Source organism: Bradyrhizobium sp. 14AA (genome assembly GCF_054185205.1).
Window position 1 is genome coordinate 1 of the sequence record NZ_JAVAYM010000007.1, and the last position, 19220, is coordinate 19220.

8 protein-coding genes are annotated in these 19220 nt (G+C 63.9%); 7 read left to right on the plus strand and 1 reads right to left on the minus strand.

Annotation, left to right across the window (positions count from 1 at the left end; all coding sequences use genetic code 11):
- Positions 1 to 55: 55 nt before the first annotated feature.
- The 5 genes from RAD15_RS14770 (at position 56) to RAD15_RS14790 (ending at position 14916) form a co-directional block, all read left to right on the plus strand.
- Positions 56 to 8461, plus strand: a complete 8406-nt coding sequence (locus RAD15_RS14770) for an Ig-like domain-containing protein (protein ID WP_458178596.1) — start codon at positions 56 to 58, stop codon at positions 8459 to 8461.
- A 289-nt stretch (positions 8462 to 8750) separates the two neighbouring features.
- Positions 8751 to 9251 (plus strand): O-linked N-acetylglucosamine transferase family protein, encoded by a 501-nt coding sequence (locus RAD15_RS14775; RefSeq protein WP_458178598.1) that lies wholly within the window; start codon positions 8751 to 8753, stop codon positions 9249 to 9251.
- A gap of 902 nt (positions 9252 to 10153) precedes the next feature.
- Positions 10154 to 11761, plus strand: a complete 1608-nt coding sequence (locus tag RAD15_RS14780) for a porin (RefSeq protein ID WP_458178600.1) — start codon at positions 10154 to 10156, stop codon at positions 11759 to 11761.
- Positions 11762 to 12220: 459 nt separating this feature from the next.
- A complete protein-coding gene (locus tag RAD15_RS14785; protein ID WP_458178602.1) occupies positions 12221 to 13213 on the plus strand; it encodes a formylglycine-generating enzyme family protein in 993 nt (330 codons plus the stop codon).
- 29 nt (positions 13214 to 13242) lie between these two features.
- A complete protein-coding gene (locus tag RAD15_RS14790) occupies positions 13243 to 14916 on the plus strand; it encodes an arylsulfatase (protein WP_458178604.1) in 1674 nt (557 codons plus the stop codon).
- Positions 14917 to 15120: 204 nt separating this feature from the next.
- On the opposite strand, the gene RAD15_RS14795 is transcribed toward RAD15_RS14790, so the two are convergent.
- Positions 15121 to 17547, minus strand: coding sequence for a transglycosylase SLT domain-containing protein (locus tag RAD15_RS14795; RefSeq protein ID WP_458179107.1), 2427 nt, complete (start codon positions 17545 to 17547; stop codon positions 15121 to 15123).
- A gap of 292 nt (positions 17548 to 17839) precedes the next feature.
- On the opposite strand from RAD15_RS14795, the gene dapA reads away from it, so the two are divergent.
- Entirely contained in the window at positions 17840 to 18730 is an 891-nt protein-coding gene (gene dapA, locus RAD15_RS14800) for a 4-hydroxy-tetrahydrodipicolinate synthase (RefSeq protein ID WP_458178606.1), read from the plus strand.
- A gap of 53 nt (positions 18731 to 18783) precedes the next feature.
- Positions 18784 to 19197 (plus strand): large conductance mechanosensitive channel protein MscL, encoded by a 414-nt coding sequence (gene mscL / locus RAD15_RS14805; protein ID WP_458179109.1) that lies wholly within the window; start codon positions 18784 to 18786, stop codon positions 19195 to 19197.
- Positions 19198 to 19220: the final 23 nt, after the last annotated feature.

The window sequence follows — 19220 nt, forward strand, 5'->3', positions numbered from 1 at the left end:
GACGACCACGGCCGCGCAGAGCGAGCTGGCCGACGGCAGCTACCAGTTCCGTGCCGTGGTCACCGATCCCGCCGGTAACAGTTCGACCAGCAATGTCGTCGCGGTGGTGGTCGACACGTCGGCGCCGGCGGCAGGGACGCTGTCGCTGTCGAACTATGACGACAGCGGGTCGTCGTCTGCGGACTTCAACTCGACCGACAAGGCCTTCGATCTGTCGCTGAGCGGCAATGCCGATACCAACGGCACCAGTGTGGCCTATGAGGTCTCGACCGACGGCGGCGCGAGCTGGTCGACGACCACGGCCGCACAGAGCGATCTGGCCGACGGCAGCTACCAGTTCCGCGCGACCGTCACCGATCCCGCCGGCAACTCCTCGACCAGCAATGTCGTCGCGGTGGTGGTCGACACGTCGGCGCCGACGGCGGGAACGCTCTCTCTGTCGAACTATGACGACAGCGGGTCGTCGTCTGTGGACCTCAACTCGACCGACAGGGCCTTCGACCTGTCACTGAGCGGCAACGCCGATGCCAACGGCACCAGTGTGGCCTATGAGGTCTCGACCGACGGCGGCGCGAGCTGGTCGACGACCACGGCCGCACAGAGCGATCTGGCCGACGGCAGCTACCAGTTCCGCGCGACCGTCACCGATCCTGCCGGCAACAGCGCGACCAGCAACATCGTCGCGGTGGTGGTCGACACGTCGGCGCCGACGGCGGGGACGCTCTCTCTGTCGAACTATGACGACAGCGGGTCGTCGTCTGTGGACCTCAACTCGACCGACAAGGCCTTCGATCTGTCGCTGAACGGCAATGCCGATACCAACGGCACCGGTGTGGCTTATGAGGTCTCGACCGACGGCGGCGCGAGCTGGACCACGACGACGGCCGCACAGAGCGATCTGGCCGACGGCAGCTACAAGTTCCGCGCCGTCGTCACCGATCCCGCCGGCAACAGTTCGACCAGCAACACCGTCACGGTGGTGGTGGACACCACGGCGCCGACGGCGGGGACACTGTCGCTGTCGAGCTATACGGACTCGGGCTCATCCTCGTCCGACTTCAACTCGACCGACAAGGCCTTCGACCTGTCGCTGAGCGGCAACGCCGATACCAACGGTACGACGGTGGTCTATCAGGTCTCGACCGACGGCGGCGCGAGCTGGTCGACGACCACAGCCGCGCAGAGCAACCTCGCCGACGGCAGCTACAAGTTCCGCGCCGTCGTCAGCGATCCTGCCGGCAACAGCGCGACCAGCAACGTCGTCACGGTGGTGGTCGATACCACCGCGCCGACGGCAGGGACACTCTCGCTGTCGAGCTATACGGACTCGGGCTCATCCTCGTCCGACTTCAACTCGACCGACAAGGCCTTCGATCTGTCGCTGAGCGGCAACGCCGATACCAACGGCACAACGGTGGCCTATGAGGTGTCGACCGACGGCGGTAGCACCTGGACCGCGACCACGGCCGCGCAGAGCGATCTGGCCGACGGCAGCTACCAGTTCCGCGCGACCGTCACCGATCCCGCCGGCAACAGCGTGACCAGCAACATCGTCGCGGTGGTGGTCGACACGTCGGCGCCGACGGCGGGGACGCTCTCTCTGTCGAACTATGACGACAGCGGGTCGTCGTCTGCGGACTTCAACTCGACCGACAAGGCCTTCGACCTGTCGCTGACCGGCAACGCCGATGCCAACGGCACCAGTGTGGCCTATGAGGTGTCGACCGACGGCGGCGCGAGCTGGTCGACGACCACAGCCGCGCAGAGCAACCTCGCCGACGGCAGCTACCAGTTCCGCGCGACCGTCAGCGATCCCGCCGGCAACTCCTCGACCAGCAACATCGTCACGGTGGTGGTGGACACCACGGCGCCGACCGCGGGGACACTGTCGCTGTCGAGCTATACGGACTCGGGCTCATCCTCGTCCGACTTCAACTCGACCGACAAGACCTTCGACCTGTCGCTGACCGGCAACGCCGATACCAACGGCACCAACGTGGCCTATGAGGTCTCGACCGACGGCGGCGCGAGCTGGACCGCGACGACGGCCGCACAGGGTGACCTCGCTGACGGCAGCTACCAGTTCCGCGCCGTGGTCAGCGATCCCGCCGGTAACAGTTCGACCAGCAATGTCGTCACGGTGGTGGTCGACACCACCGCGCCGACGGCGGGGACGCTCTCGCTGTCGAACTACAGCGACAGCGGGTCGTCGTCTGTGGACTTCAACTCGACCGACAAGACCTTCGATCTGTCGCTGAGCGGCAACGCCGATGCCAACGGCACCAATGTGGCCTATGAAGTCTCGACCGACGGCGGCGGCAACTGGTCGACCACGACCTCGGCGCAAAGCAACCTGACTGACGGCAGCTACAAGTTCCGCGCCGTCGTCAGCGATCCTGCCGGCAACAGCGCGACCAGCAACGTCGTCACGGTGGTGGTCGATAACACCGCGCCGACGGCAGGGACACTCTCGCTGTCGAGCTATACGGACTCGGGCTCATCCTCGTCCGACTTCAACTCGACCGACAAGGCCTTCGATCTGTCGCTCAGCGGCAACGCCGATACCAACGGCGCGACAGTGGTCTATCAGGTCTCGACCAACGGCGGCGGGACCTGGTCGACGACCACGGCCGCACAGAGCGATCTGGCCGACGGCAGCTACCAGTTCCGCGCGACCGTCACCGATCCCGCCGGCAACTCCTCGACCAGCAATGTCGTCGCGGTGGTGGTCGACACGTCGGCGCCGACGGCGGGAACGCTCTCTCTGTCGAACTATGACGACAGCGGGTCGTCGTCTGTGGACCTCAACTCGACCGACAAGGCCTTCGATCTGTCGCTGAGCGGCAACGCCGATGCCAACGGCACCAGTGTGGCCTATGAGGTCTCGACCGACGGCGGCGCGAGCTGGTCGACGACCACAGCCGCGCAGAGCAACCTCGCCGATGGCAGCTACCAGTTCCGCGCGACCGTCAGCGATCCTGCCGGCAACTCCTCGACCAGCAATGTCGTCACGGTGGTGGTCGACACGTCGGCGCCGACGGCGGGGACGCTCTCTCTGTCGAACTATGACGACAGCGGGTCGTCGTCTGTGGACCTCAACTCGACCGACAAGGCCTTCGATCTGTCGCTGAACGGCAATGCCGATGCCAACGGCACCAATGTGGCTTATGAGGTCTCGACCGACGGCGGCAGCACCTGGAGTTCGACGACGGCCGCGCAGGGTGACCTCGCTGACGGCAGCTACCAGTTCCGCGCGACCGTCACCGATCCCGCCGGCAACTCCTCGACCAGCAATGTCGTCGCGGTGGTGGTCGACACCACGGCGCCGACGGCGGGGACCCTGTCGCTGTCGAGCTATGACGACAGCGGGTCGTCGTCTGTGGACCTCAACTCGACCGACAAGGCCTTCGATCTGTCGCTGAACGGCAATGCCGATACCAACGGCACCGGTGTGACTTATGAGGTCTCGACCGACGGCGGCGCGAGCTGGACCACGACGACGGCCGCGCAGGGTGACCTCGCTGACGGCAGCTACCAGTTCCGCGCGACCGTCACCGATCCCGCCGGCAACTCCTCGACCAGCAATGTCGTCGCGGTGGTGGTCGACACCACGGCGCCGACGGCGGGGACCCTGTCGCTGTCGAGCTATGACGACAGCGGGTCGTCGTCTGTGGACCTCAACTCGACCGACAAGGCCTTCGATCTGTCTCTGAGCGGCAACGCCGATACCAACGGCACAACGGTGGCCTATGAGGTCTCGACCGACGGTGGCGCGAGCTGGACCACGACCACAGCCGCACAGAGCGATCTGGCCGATGGCAGCTACCAGTTCCGCGCGACCGTCACCGATCCCGCCGGCAACAGTTCGACCAGCAACATCGTCACGGTGGTGGTGGACACCACGGCGCCGACGGCGGCGGTCGCGATCACGGCGATCGGCACCGACAGCGGCAACTCGTCATCCGACTTTGTCACCAACGACACCACGTTGATAGTGTCCGGCACGAATGGGTCGCTGGGATCTGGCGAGAAGATCCAGGTCAGCAGTGACGGTGGCAGCACCTGGCACGACGTCACGCAGGACACCTCGACGACCTGGAGCTACGACGACACCGGCACGGTGCACAGCACGAGCTTCACCTATCAGGCGCGGATCGTCGACACCGCCGGAAATATCGGTACTACCGCCAGTCATTCCGTCACGATCGACACGGCGAACCCGACGGTTGCGGTCGAGATCGCCGAAGCTGCGCTCAGCGACGGCACCGGCAGCTCGGTCGTGACCTTCAGCTTCAGCGAGGCGCCGGTCGGCTTCACCGCCGCCGGCATCAGCGCGACCCACGGCACCGTCACCGGCCTGACCGCCACCGCGGATCCGAAGGTCTACACCGCGACCTTCACCGCCGATGACGGCTTCGAGGGCCAGGGCGCGGTCACGGTCATTGCGGCAAGCTACACCGACGCGGCCGGCAACGCCGGCGGCACCGGCTCGGACTCCGTCACGATCGACACGGCGAACCCGACGGTTGCGGTCGAGATCGCCGAAGCTGCGCTCAGCGACGGCACCGGCAGCTCGGTCGTGACCTTCAGCTTCAGCGAGGCGCCGGTCGGCTTCACCGCCGCCGGCATCAGCGCGACCCACGGCATCGTCACCGGCCTGACCGCCACCGCGGATCCGAAGGTCTACACCGCGACCTTCACCGCCGATGACGGCTTCGAGGGCCAGGGCGCGGTCACGGTCATTGCGGCGAGCTACACCGACGCGGCCGGCAACGCCGGCGGCACCGGCTCGGACTCCGTCACGATCGACACGGCGAACCCGACGGTTGCGGTCGAGATCGCCGAAGCCGCGCTCAGCGACGGCACCGGCAGCTCGGTCGTGACCTTCAGCTTCAGCGAGGCGCCGGTCGGCTTCACCGCCGCCGGCATCAGCGCGACCCACGGCATCGTCACCGGCCTGACCGCCACCGCCGATCCGAAGGTCTACACCGCGACCTTCACCGCCGATGACGGCTTCGAGGGCCAGGGCGCGGTCACGGTCATTGCGGCGAGCTACACCGACGCGGCCGGCAACGCCGGCGGCACCGGCTCGGCCTCCGTCACGATCGACACGGCGAACCCGACGGTTGCGGTCGAGATCGCCGATCTCAACCTGACGAGTGGAGAAACCGAAACCGTCACCTTTACCTTCAGCGAGGTGCCTGCAAATTTCGCGCTGACCGATGTCACTTACGACACGAGCAACGGTTCGCTCTCCGGACTGACTCAGGATCTCGGTAGCGATCCGTCCGGCAAGACCTGGACTGCAACCTTTACCCCGTACTCGGGAATCCTGGACAACACCAATACGTTTACGGTCGGGACCGATTGGCAGGACCAGGCCGGAAATGCCTCGAGCGGGAGCAGCAGCTCGGCCAATTTCACCATCAACACCGCCGACACCACCCCTCCCACAGTGACGGTGACGATCGATGACGTCGTGATCAATGCCAGCGAGACGACGACGGTCCACTTCAGCTTCAGCGAGGACGTGACCGGCTTTGATCCGTCCAGCAGCGCTGATGTGACAATTATCGGCGGAACTCTGAGCAATTTCCATGAAGTCGATCAATCGCACTGGACGGCAACTTTCACGCCCAGCGCGGGGACGACGACGACCGCAGCGTCAGTAGGCGTGGTTGACCACAGCTACACCGACTTGGCCGGCAATCCGGGTGGTGCGGGCAGCTCGGGGGCCTTCACCGTCGATACGGTCGCTCCGAACGCTCCGACCATCGCATCGGTGGTCGATGACGTTGCTCCGGTCGTTGGAACGGTTTCCAATAGCGGTTACACCAATGACACGTCCCTGGTACTCAACGGTACCGCCGAAGCGAATAGCTCCATCGCCATCTACGATGGCGCCAACCTTCTCGGCACGGTCACCACGGCTGGAAATGGTCAATGGACCTATACTGCAAGCGGGCTGTTGGAGGGGGCACACAGCTTTACGGCCACTGCGACAGATGCCGCCGGCAATATCAGTTCGACCTCTGCTGCGTACGCAGTTACGGTTGACACGACTGCGCCGGCTGCGGGCATATTGGCGTTCGCCAGTCTCATTGACACCGGCGCGGCCAACACCCCGCCGGTCACGCAGGACAACACCTTCAGCCTGAGCCTGTCCGGTCAGGAGGTCGGGACGACGGTCGCCTACCAGGTGTCGACCAATGGCGGGACCAGCTGGTCGACGACTTCGAGCAATCAGACCAGCCTGGTGGACGGCAACTACCAGTTCCGCGCCGTGGTGACCGATGCTGCGGGCAACAACTCGATCAGCAACGCGATTGCCGTGACCGTGGACAACACCGCACCTGTCGCGGGTACGCTGTCGTTCGCGAACCTGACGGATACCGGCACGGTCAACAATCCGCCGGTCACGCAGGACAACGACTTCAGCCTGAACCTGTCCGGTCAGGAGGCCGGAACGACGGTCACCTATCAGGTATCGACCAATGGCGGGACCAGCTGGTCGGCGACTTCAAGCACGCAGACCGGCCTCGCGGACGGCAATTACCAGTTCCGTGCCGTGCTGACCGATGCCGCGGGCAACAGCTCGACCAGCAACGCGATAGCTGTGACAGTGGACAACACCGCGCCTGCAGCAGGCACGCTGTCGTTCACGAATCTGACGGATACCGGCACGGCCAACAGCCCGCCGGTCACGCAGGACAACAACTTCAGCCTGAGCCTGTCTGGTCAGGGGGCCGGGACCACGGTCGCCTACCAGGTGTCGACCAATGGTGGGACCAGCTGGTCGGCGACGACAAACACGCAGACCAATCTGGGTGACGGGGACTATCAGTTCCGAGCCGTGGTGACGGACGCAGCTGGCAACGGCTCGACCGGCAATGCGATCGAGGTCATTGTCGACAACACGGCACCGACTGCGGCGCTCGCGATCTCCGCGATTACAAATGATACCGGAAGCTCGTCGACGGACTTCGTCACCAATGACACGACGTTGACGATTTCAGGCACGCACGGCAGCCTTGCGTCCGGCGAAAAAATCCAGATCACCACGAATGGCGGCACGACCTGGGTGGATGTAACCTCGACGACCTCCTCAACGTGGAGCTATGTCGATCCAGCGGTGCACACCTCGAGCTTCACTTACCAGGTGCGCATCGTCGACGCGGCTGGAAATGTTGACGGCAATACCGCGTCCCAGGCGATTACGATCGATACTGCGGCCCCCAACAAGCCGACGATTACGTCTGCAACCGATGATGTGGCGCCGCAGACGGGCAATGTCGCCAACGGCGGATCGACCAACGACACCAATCTCTTGCTCAGCGGGAATGGCGAGGCCGGTACGACCATCACCCTCTACGAGGGTGCAAATGTCCTCGGCACGACGACAGTTGCCGCGAACGGTGCGTGGAGCGTCGCAACGGGCCTTCTATCGGAAGGTCTGCATTCGTTCACGGTCATAGACACGGACAAGGCCGGCAATGGGAGTGTTGTCTCGTCGCTCTACAGCGTCACAGTCGATCTCCACGCACCTGTTCTCTCGGCGACCAGTGAAGCGCTGAGCGGCAACGGCAAATTGACCTTGACCGGCACCTCCGACACCGATGGCGCGGTTTCCATCACCGACAATGGCTCGGCACTGGGTGCGGCGACCGCTTCAAATGGCAGCTGGAGCTTCACCACAGGGCCGAAGTTCGCGGATGTTCTCCACACATTCAGCATCACGGAGACGGATGCTGCTGGCAACGTCGGATCGACAGTCGCGATCTTTGGCAGCTCGGGCAACGACAACGTCACGACGGGGACGAACGGGGCCGACCTTGTTGTTACCGGTGGCGGCAACGACACCATCAACGGCTTCGTCGGGGCAGACAAGATCGATGGCGGGACCGGTACCGACACGATCGTACTGACGGCGACGTCTATCGATCTGGGCAATGCGCTTGACGGGCAAATCGTGAATGTTGAAGCAATTTCGGCAGCGAGCGCTGCGTCCGGCGTCACCATCGATCTGCATAGCCAGAGCGAGGGCTTTACGATTACCGGCAGCAATTTCGCCGACGTCATTGTCGGCGGGGCCAGCGGTGACCGCATCATCGGCGGCGGCAAGGGCGATACGCTGACCGGAGGCCCGGGCAGCGATACCTTTGTCTACAACTCAACCGCCGACTCAAAGCCGGTCGCCGGGAATTTCGATACGATCCTGGGCTTTGCCCATGGATCGGACAAGATCGATTTCACGGCGATCACGGGCCTCACCACGGTTGCCTCCGCGACCTCGGCGCCGTCGTCGATCGCAGCTCATACGATCGAGATCGTCACCAGCGGCGGCAACACCATCATCTATGCCAACGCGACGAATTCGGCTGAAAGCCTGTCGGCCGTTGACATGGAGATCCACCTGACGGGCGTCACCAATGTGACGTCGGCCGATATTCTTCATCACTAAGGGAACGGGCGGTGCAATCTACCGGTTTGCGCCGCCCGCATCGGCTGGATTCGAGCTCGTCAGGGTCAGTCTCTGTTCGGCTCAACCGGCCGAAGCGCGACGCCGAGGCGGCGAGCCAACATCCGCAATCTCCGCCTCAGTGAGGCGGAGCGCCGCCGGGCCGAGGTCGGCCTCCGCACGCCCTTGTGTCCCGCGTCGACGGCAGCCTGCACTGACTCCGGGAGCACCGGATCGCCGATGGGGCAGGGCGCCCCCGCCGGGATTTCCGGATCGAAAAAGCCCTGACCCCGTGAATGCGCCTGCAAAGTCTAACCTGCGAAAAGAAGCCAGGAGCCGGGGCATCGATCCGGATCGCCTGGTGTTTGCCAAGCGGCTTGCGTCATCATCCGACCACCTGGCGCGCCATCGCCTTGCCGATCTCTTCCTGGATACACTGCCCTACAACGCACATACGACTGCGAGCGATGCGTTGTGGGCTGGCCTGCCGGTCGTGACGCAGATCGGAGACAGTTTCGCGGGCCGCGTCGCGGCGAGCCTGGTCAATGCCGTCGGCTTGCCTGAGTTGATCGCGCAAACACGCGACGAATATGAAGAGCTCGTAATTGAGCTGGCGCTGAACAGGCAAAAGCTTCAGGCCATTCGCGAGAGGTTGCAGGAGAGTCGCTTGACGGCACCATTGTTTGATGCGGCACGCTATACGAAGCACCTGGAAGCCGCCTTTGAGACCATGCATCAAAGACACCAGGCTGGATTGTCGCCAGATCACATCGACATTCAGACACTGGGATAACGAAGATCCTGTGTGCGTTTGATGTTGCCTGCGCGGACGCACCAGGCAGCGCTCAATGCCGACCGTGCCCGTCCCGACGTCGGCTTGATCGAGCGAAATTGGTCACGGGCCGGTCTAACTGCGCCAGTCCTTCGCCGGCTTGGTCAATCGGGTAGGGGATATCCGTAGGGCCGATCCCCTCGGGGATCGAAATCACCGCGACTGATGTGCCTCCAGGACTGGCGCGAACCGATCCGCCGAGAGCCGCTGGTCGCCTGTCTCATTATTCCCGGGTTTTCTCACCCCGGTTCCTGGCCTGCGCGCCCCGACGGGAGGGAGGGGATTCCTGATCGGGGGGAGCCGACTCCGCCTGCGCTGAGGAACCGCCCCTTTCGGCCGAGATCGGTGCCCTTTGGGGGGGCCGCTGACGTGGCGGCATCCTTCCAGATCAGTCGATTCTTGCCGGCTGCATACCCGCCGGGGCCGTGGCCGATTCCACGATTCGAGCGCGTCAGAACCGCAACTTTGCGGTGCCCGGCCCGCAGTGCCTCAAGTGAGGAATTTCGACGGCAAATGGAACCGTCTCAAAAACGATAGCAAAAACAGCATGTTACGGGGATGGTTTGATCACATCTGCGTGTTATTTGTGCAACACCCGTTGGAAAACACGCTTCATTGGCCCGTTTCGGAGCGTTCTGTTGTTGTGTGTGCAAGGACGTTCGGTAATTGTGACTGAGCGACGGAGGGGGGCATCCCGAGGTCGTCCCGTTTTAGGTGGTTCGCTTAAGTCCCTCGCGTTCAGCGGGTGTGTCCGAAGGCGCGAAGCGACTAAGCGGTGAGTTAAGGGACAAGGGAACCAACCTTAGGGTGTTTCACCCAGCGGATCCGGAACCTTCCCTATAGAGCAAACTTGGAGGTTTAACATGAAGTTGGTTAAGAGCCTTTTGCTCGGTTCAGCGGCGGGTCTGATCGCCGTTGGCGGAGCGCAGGCAGCCGATCTCCCCGTGAAGGCCAAAGCGGTCGAATACGTGAAGATCTGCTCCCTGTACGGTGCGGGTTTCTACTACATCCCCGGCACCGACACCTGCATCAAGCTGGGTGGTTACCTGCGCGCTGAAGTCGCGCTGGGCAGCAACTCGGACTTCACCCTGAACCAGAACGTCTCGAGCCAGGGCGCCAACGGTGCACGTAACCGTCTGACGAACTACTACACCGCTCGCGCTCGTGAAGATCTCAACATCGACACGCGCACCGCGACCGAGTACGGCGTCGTCCGTACCTTCTTCGACGGCGTGTTCTCCTGGACCACCGGCAACTACGTCGGCACCAACAGCGCTTCTGGCACGACGCAGTATTCGGGCACTCTGGCTGCTGGTACCAACCCGCTGACCGGCGCTGCGACCCTCTACGGTTCGGGCTCTGGCTCGGTGAACGGCACCGACGGCAACACCTCGGCCGGTTCGCTCGGCGTGTACTACGCCTTCATCCAGTTCGCCGGCTTCACGATGGGTAAGGCCGTGTCGCAGTTCGACGCGCCCTGGACCAACTATCCCGGCAACAACTTCGACGGTCTCGTCGGCGGCAGCGGCACGGTCACTGGTGTCAACCAGTTCTCCTACACCGCTGACTTCGGTCAGGGCATCACGGCGGCGTTCTCGGCGCAGGATCCGACCCAGTACACGCAGGCAGGTAACCTGAATCTGACCGGTGGTTCGTTCTACGGGTACTTCAGCGGATCGATCGGCGGTAGCGGCAGCATCGGTGGTTCGCGTTCTCCGGACCTCATCGGTATGGTGCGTGTCGACCAAGCCTGGGGCCTCTTCCAGGCGTCGGTGGTTGCGCATGACAACCACGTTGCCTACTACGGTGCGACCGAGACCACTGGTCACCCCGACGACAAGTGGGGTTGGGCGGTTCAGCTCGCTCTGTCGATCAAGAACATCCCGACCGGTGCGGGTGACGTGATCAACGTTTCGGCTGTCTACACCGACGGCGCGACCCGCTACAACTTCCAGAACCTGGCGGGCAGCACTTACGCGATGTTCGGCAGCTCGGGCGTGGCTTATCAGAGCCTCGGCTTTGCTTCTGCTCCGGATACCGTGTTCGTCACGGGCTCCCAGCAGGAGACGGTCAAGACCTGGGGCTTCCGTGGTGCTTACACCCATAACTGGGATGCGTTCTGGAACACCGCGATCTACGGTGCTTACGCTCAGGCTCAGCTCGGGTCGCTCGCCAAGACTACGATCTGCGGTGCCGGCGGCATCGGTGGTGGTCTGATCGGAGGCGCGGCAGGCCTCACGGGTTGTAATCCTGACTTTGCCATCGGCCAGGTCGGTATCATCACCCGCTGGACTCCCGTCAAGAACCTGACGTTCTCGGCTGATCTCGCCTGGACCCACCTCGATCAGAAGTATTCCGGCGTGATCACTCCGCCGGCGCTGATCGCCGTCCCGGCCAAGCCGGTCGCGGCCTACGAGTTGAAGGATCAGGACTCGCTCGTTCTGCTCCTCCGCGCTCAGCGCAACTGGTAAGTTTGGTCTAACGACCTGACAGAGAGCCCCGGCGGGAAACCGCCGGGGCTTTTCTTCTGGTGCATTGGCTTGCGAGCCAGCAATGTCGGCCGAGCCGGCGCGACGCTTCCGTGACCGGTCGCTCGCTAGGGCTCAGGTCGCGGCCGTTGCAGAGGAGCCGGCGACTGCTCTGCACGCAGGGCAAATTTCGAGCTTCTCAGGTTTGTGCCTCCGCGGCCGCCGAGCTCGCGACAGCCGCACAGCGTTGTGGCCGACATTTCACTGCTCTAGGTTCTGTCTGCTTATGGGCCCGAAACGGACCTTTGATCTGGATCAACCCGGAGTAGTGCCGCTCCGTTTCTGTGCGCCTCACCATCCGTCAAAGACCCACTATCGAAAAGCGCATATCAAGCGAAACAACCCTTCGAGCGGTGTGAAGCAACGCAGGCCGCTGATGCATGGGCCCGGGGGAGGGGCGGGATGAATCTGGCTGATACGAAATCGTTGTCTGGCTCCGGACAATCGTTCGAGCATCCAGCAGGTGAGGGGATGCTTTACGTGCCGGGCGGCACGTTTCGGATGGGCTCGGATCGGCATTATCCGGAGGAAGCGCCGGCCCATCGCGTTACCGTTGACGGATTCTGGATGGATCGCACGCCGGTCACCAACCGCCAATTCCGCAAATTCGTGAACGCGACCGGTTACGTCACTTTCGCCGAAATTACACCTGATGCGAAGGACTATCCGGGCGCTCTGCCGCACATGCTCAAGGCCGGCTCGCTGGTCTTCACGCCGCCTAAGCGAGCCGTAGACTTGCGTAACTGGGGGCAATGGTGGACGTTCAAATTCGGCGCCAACTGGCGCCGTCCCTATGGTCCGCGCAGCAACGTCAGCGGGCTCGACGACCACCCGGTCGTCCACATCGCTTACCGGGACGTCGAAGCCTATGCCAAATGGGCCGGCAAGGAATTGCCGACCGAGGCCGAATGGGAATTCGCCGCTCGCGGCGGACTGGACGGCGCGGAATTCGCCTGGGGTGACGAGCAATTCCCCGGCGGCAGGCATATGGCAAACGCCTGGCAGGGCAATTTCCCTCACCAGAATCTCGCGGCTGATGGCTTCGAACGCACTTCGCCCGTCACCGCATTCCCCGCCAACGGTTACGGCCTGCACGACATGATCGGCAATGTCTGGGAATGGACGGCCGATTGGTATTCGCAGAAGCACGAAGCCGACGCCCCGAAAGTCTGCTGCATCCCGCAAAATCCTCGCGGCGGGCCCGAGAGCGCGAGCTACGATTCTCGTCAGCCAAACCTCAGGATTCCGCGCAAGGTGCTTAAAGGCGGCTCGCATCTATGCGCTCCCAACTACTGCCGCCGCTATCGTCCGGCCGCGCGTCATGCCGAGCCGATCGACACCTCAGCAAGCCATCTCGGCTTCAGGTGCATCACCAGGAAGAGGATCACATCATGAGTACAGATAGGATTCCGGAAAAGCCTGAGATGAGCACGAGACCAATCGGCGGAGAATTGAAACGCCGCGATCTCTTGTTGAGTGGCAGTTCTCTCGTCGCCGCTTCGGCGCTCTCGGCCGTCGGATTGACGAGCCCTGCGCAAGCACAGCAACCCGCACCAGCGCCCGCAGCGGCCGGCCAGCGACCAAACATCGTCTTCATCATGGGTGACGACATCGGCTGGTTCAATATCGGCGCCTACCACCAGGGCATCATGGCAAGCCGGACACCGAACCTCGACAAGCTCGCCGCGGAAGGCATGCGCTTCACCGACTACTACGCCGAAGCGAGCTGCACGGCGGGCCGCGCCAACTTCATCACCGGAGAGCTGCCGATCCGTACCGGGCTTACCACGGTCGGCCAGGCGGGCTCCCCGATCGGCATGCCGGCGCAGGCGCCGACCATCGCGACCGCGCTGAAATCCATGGGTTACACCACGGGACAGTTCGGCAAGAACCACCTCGGCGACCTCAACGAGTTCCTGCCGACCATGCACGGCTTCGACGAGTTCTTCGGCTATTTGTACCACCTCGACGCGATGGAAGACCCGGCCCACCGCAACTATCCGCAAGCGCTCTTGGCCACCGTCGGTCCACGCAACATGGTTCATTCCTGGGCGACCAACGTCGACGATCCGACGGTGCAGACGCGCTGGGGCAAGATCGGTAAGCAAAGGATCGAGGACTCCGGACCGCTTTATCCAAAGCGGATGGAGACGGTGGATGACGAAATCCTGAAGGTCACGTTCGACTTCATCGACAAGGCCAAGCGGGACAACAAGCCGTTCTTCGTCTGGCTCAACCCGACGCGCATGCACGTCGTCACCCACCTCTCTGAAAAATACGAGAACATGCGCAACTCGGAAAACGGCTGGTCGGTTTCCGAGGGTGGGTTCGCCCAGCTCGACGACATCGTCGGCGCCGTCATCAAGAAACTCAAGGACGAGGGCTTCGACGACAACACGATCATCGCGTTTACAACGGACAACGGCGCGGAGAACTTCACCTGGCCCGATGGCGGACAGACGCCATTTGCGGGTGGCAAGGGAACGGCGCTGGAAGGCGGCTTCCGCGTGCCCTGCATGATCCGATGGCCGGGCAAGGTGCCGGCGGGAAAGGTCGAGAACGGCATGATCTCGGGACTAGACTGGTTCCCGACCTTCGTCGCCGCCGCCGGCAATCCGAATATCGCCGACGAGTTGAGGAAGGGAAAGCAGCTCGGTGACAAGACCTACAAGGTCTACCTCGACGGGTACAACCAGATGGACCTTATTACCGGAAAAGGCCCCTCAGCCCGCCACTCGATTTTCTATTTCACCGAGGGCACACTGAGCGCGGTGCGCATCGACGACTTCAAATATCGCTTCACCGATCAGCCCAGCGGCTGGTTGGGCGGCACGGTCAAGGTTGATTGGCCGATCCTCACCAATATCCGCCTTGATCCCTTCGAACGGACGAACTTGCCCAACGGCGATAAGGGATCGTTGGCATTCTACAACTGGTTTGCTTACGAGTTCTGGCGGTTCCAGTTCGTGCAGCAGGAGGTGGGCAAGCTCGCCCAAACTGCAATCGAGTTCCCACCGATGCAGAAGGGGGCGAGCTTCAACCTCGAAGCCGTGAAGGAGCAGATCGAGAAGGCCATACAGTCGCACGCTGGCAAGTAGGATATGCGGCGCAAGCCCGGGAGTGGCGCGAACTGCCGACCTGACCAGTCACGTCGGCAGCTCTCAAGCTGCGCGCTCTGGGGTGGCTCGCCTCACGATCAGGTTCGACCATAGAATATTCCTCGACGGCCCAAAGCCGGACGACGGCGCATGTCCGGCGCTTGCGACCGATGCTCCCGGCAGCGAATCGAGGGACGGCCGTTCCTACTCCACGCCGCCGGCGCCGCGGCGCAGGTCGGCCTCGATCTGCAAGCGCGTGCCGCCGCCGAAGCGGGCGCGGTAAACCTGAAGGTTCTCCATGATGCGCTGCACGTAGTTGCGCGTCTCGGAGAACGGAATTAGCTCGACCCAGTCGACCGCATCGACCTTCGGGTCACGCGGATCGCCGTAGCGGTCGACCCACTTCTTCACGCTGCCGCGGCCGGCATTGTAGGCGGCGAACGTCATGATGTAGGAGCCGCGATAATCCTCGAGCAGCCCGCCGAGCTCGGCCGAGCCGAGCGTGGCGTTGTAGACCGAATCGTTCTTCAGCCGCCCGAGATCGTAGGTGGCGCCGTGGCGCTTGCAGACATAGCGCGCGGCGTCCGGTGTCACCTGCATCAACCCGTAGGCCTGCGCCGGCGAGACCACCGAGGGGTTGAAGGCGCTTTCCTGCCGCGCGATGGCGTAGACGATGCTGCGCTCGACCTCGGGGCCGATCGGCGTGAACTGCGGAATGCCGTTGACGGGGTAGGCGTAGAAGTCGAACGGCAGCCCGCGATTGAGCGCGGCCTTGCCGAGCAGCAGCATGCCGCGCGCGTCGCTGTAGCGCTGGCTGAGCTCGCCGAGGCCGGCAAGCGCTTCGGGATCGCCGTTCTCGCCCATGTCGGCAAGCATCGGGATCGCCATCTCGCGCTCGTCGAGCTCATAGAGCAATTGTGCGGCGCGCACGATCTCCAGCCGTTCGGCGCCGCGGCCGCGCGGCTGGCTGTTGAGCTCGATCTGCGGCAGGCCGAGTTTTGCGCGTGCAAGCTGGCCGTAATAGCTCGTGGACTGTTCGGCGGCCCGCGCGTAGGCGTTGCGCGCCTCCTGCTGGCGGCCCGCCGCTTCCGCGGCGCGGCCCTGCCAATAGCCGGCGCGCGCCAGCGTGGTCGGATTGACGCTGCCGACCCCGATGCGGGCAAAATGCTGGGTGGCGGCCGCGGGATCGTTGAGGAAGCGCAGCGCGATCCAGCCCGCGGTGAATTCCTGCTCGGTCTTGTAGATGTCGCGCGAGGGCAGGGCCGCATCGCGCGCAATCAGATAGGCGCTGCGGAATTCCTCGGTGTCGATCATCTTGCGCGCCAAAAGGCGCCGCTCGATCCACCATTCGTCGAGATTGTAGAGCCGGTTCGGATCCTTTGGCGCCGACAACATGAGCTGGGCCGCTTCGGCAAACTTCTCCTCGCGGCGCAGCAGCTGGATCTTGCTGAAGATGAAGCCGGGATCATTGTGCAGCTCGCGCGGCACGGCGTCGAGCAGCGCGTGCGCGTTCGGCGCTTTCTTGACGGCGGCGATGCGGGCCTTGGCGAGCGCGACGTAGCCGGCACCGAGGCGCTTGGCGGCGCGCAGCGCGGCCTCGTTTTCGCTGCCGTAGAGCAGCGTGTCCATTCGCGCCTTCTGGTCGCCCGGCGTGAGCAGCGCGCCGAACTGGTCGAGCGCATTGTTCTCGGTGTCCTCCGACATCGGATCGCTGCGCCAGGCCTCGCGCACCAGCCGTTCGGCATTGGCGCGATCGCCACGCGCCAGCATCGCCTTGGCGAGCGTGAAGCGGCCCTTGGCCGACACAGGAGACTCGTTCTCGAACCACGACCACGCAACCGAATCGTCGCGCCTGTCGTCCCACATCGCGGCTTCCAGGCGCCGGCGCAGGAACGTCTGCGACGGCCAGCTCGGATTGGCGGAGAGGAAGGCGCGGTAGCGCTCCACGGTCGCGCCATTGTCCTCGCTGCGCAGGATGATCCATTCGGCGAGTTTTCGCGCAACTGGGTCAGAGATCGAGGCGGCGTAGTTGGTGGCGTCGCCCGACTTGCGCTTGCGCACGAGCTCGATGACGGTCTCCAGCGTGTCCTTGTCGGCTTGGGGCGTCGACGAGGTCGCAGCGACCGCAGCCGGCGTCACCGGCTTGCGCGGCGCCGCGTGCTGGCGGGTCGCAGGTGCAAGCACGGGAGCCGCGGCGGGTTTGGCGGGGGCCGGCGCTGTCGGTCTGACGGTGGCCGTCACGGCCGGCGCGGGTGCGGCCTTGGGGGGCGAACCACTGGCGGCCGGCTGTGATTTTGGCGCGGAAGCCGCTGCCGCCGGCTTGGTCGCTGCCGCGGGCTTGGGCTTGTCCTTCGCTGCGTCCTTACCAGCGTTCTTGGTGCCGTCCTTCTTGCCGGCATCCTTGGTAGCATCCTTGCCGGCATCTTTGGCCGGCTTCTTCGCAGCATCCTTGGCGGGGGCGCCGGCCGTACCCTTGGTCGCGCCCTTGGCTGCGTCTTTCGGGGTTTCCTTGCCGGTTCCCTTGCCCTTCGCTGCGTCCTTGGCGGCTGGTTTCGCGGTGTCGCCGGCCCCTTCCGCGGTCGTCTCGTTCGACTTGGCGAGGGCGGCGCAGCCGACCGTCAGCCCTGCCATCAGGCACACGACCAGGCCGGTGGATCGCCATGCGGCACGAGGAAAGGAGGTCACGGCGTTTCGTCGCCCCGAATCAGTCAAGTGGCACAAGACCTAGCTGTATTCGATTGAATATGCGGACAAAATACCAACAAAAATACCAACAGCCGCTTACCTTTGCCGGGTTTGCACCACCACCGCGGCAAAATCGCGGCTTAAACGGTGCGTCGCGCGGAAGCGGCCCTTTTACCGGCGGGATAGACCCGATATGAAGGGGGCTTGCTCAAGAGATCGCCGCGTACGGAGGAAGTCCATGGCAGCCAAGACGAAATTCCGGGGGTCGTTCACCGCCTTGGTCACGCCGTTCAAGAACGGCTCGCTGGACGAGGCGGCGTTCCGCTCCCTGGTCAACTGGCAGATCTCGGAGGGCACCAATGGCCTGGTCCCGGTCGGCACCACCGGCGAGAGCCCGACGCTCAGCCATGACGAGCACAAGAAGGTGGTCGAATGGTGCATCGAGGAGGCCAAGGGCCGCGTGCCCGTGGTCGCCGGCGCCGGCTCCAATTCGACCAGGGAAGCGGTCGAGCTCGCCCAGCATGCCGAGAAGGCGGGCGCGAATGCCGTGCTGGTGGTGACGCCCTACTACAACAAGCCGACCCAGGAAGGGATGTATCAGCACTTCAAGGCGATCAACGATGCCATCGGCATCCCGATCATCATCTACAACATCCCGCCGCGCTCGGTGATCGACATGTCGGTCGACACCATGAACCGGCTGTGGGAGCTGAAGAACATTGCCGGCGTGAAGGACGCGACCGCCAGCATGGTCCGCGTCTCCCAGCAGCGCGCGGCGATGGGCGAGGATTTCAACCAGCTCTCCGGCGAGGACGCGACCATCCTCGGCTACATGGCCCATGGCGGCCACGGCTGCATCTCGGTGACCTCGAATGTCGCGCCGCGCCTGTGCTCGGAGTTCCACATCGCCTGGCAGAAGGGCGACACCAAGGCGGCGCTCGCGATCCACGACAAGCTGATGCCGCTGCACAACAACCTCTTCATCGAGAGCAATCCGGCGCCGATCAAGTACGCGCTGTCGCTGCTCGGCAAGCTGGACGAGACGCTGCGGCTGCCGATGGTGCCGGTCTCCGAACCGACCCGCGTCGCAGTGCGCAGCGCCATGGTGCACGCCGGCCTGATCAACTGATGCGCTAGCCAATCGGGGAGCGGTTCATGAGCATCGACGATAAGGGCAGGCGGATGCTCACGGAGTTCCGCGAGTTCGCCATGAAGGGCAATGTCGTCGATCTCGCTGTCGGCGTCATCATCGGCGCGGCCTTCGGCGCCATCGTCACGTCGCTGGTCGGTGACGTCATTATGCCGATCATCGGCGCCGCGACCGGCGGCCTCGACTTCTCGAACTACTTCACGCCGCTGTCGAGCAAGGTCACCGCCGCAAATCTCGCGGACGCAAAAAAGCAGGGTGCCGTCTTGGCTTGGGGTAGCTTCCTCACGCTAACGATCAACTTCATCATCGTTGCCTTCGTGCTGTTCCTGGTGATCCGTGCGATGAACAAATTGAAGCGCAAGGAAGAGGTGGCACCCGCGGAGCCGCTGAAGCCGTCGGCGGAGGTCGTGCTGCTCACCGAGATCCGCGATCTCCTCAAGAAGTGACGCGCGCGCTTCATCCAAACTGT

Excerpts from the sequence above, each read along its gene's own strand:
- RAD15_RS14790 (WP_458178604.1), top strand. The coding sequence starts at position 13,243 with ATGAGCACGAGACCAATCGGCGGAGAATTGAAACGCCGCGATCTCTTG.
- dapA (WP_458178606.1), top strand. The coding sequence starts at position 17,840 with ATGGCAGCCAAGACGAAATTCCGGGGGTCGTTCACCGCCTTGGTCACG.
- RAD15_RS14795 (WP_458179107.1), bottom strand. The coding sequence starts at position 17,547 with ATGGCAGGGCTGACGGTCGGCTGCGCCGCCCTCGCCAAGTCGAACGAG.
- RAD15_RS14780 (WP_458178600.1), top strand. The coding sequence starts at position 10,154 with ATGAAGTTGGTTAAGAGCCTTTTGCTCGGTTCAGCGGCGGGTCTGATC.
- RAD15_RS14785 (WP_458178602.1), top strand. The coding sequence starts at position 12,221 with ATGAATCTGGCTGATACGAAATCGTTGTCTGGCTCCGGACAATCGTTC.
- mscL (WP_458179109.1), top strand. The coding sequence starts at position 18,784 with ATGCTCACGGAGTTCCGCGAGTTCGCCATGAAGGGCAATGTCGTCGAT.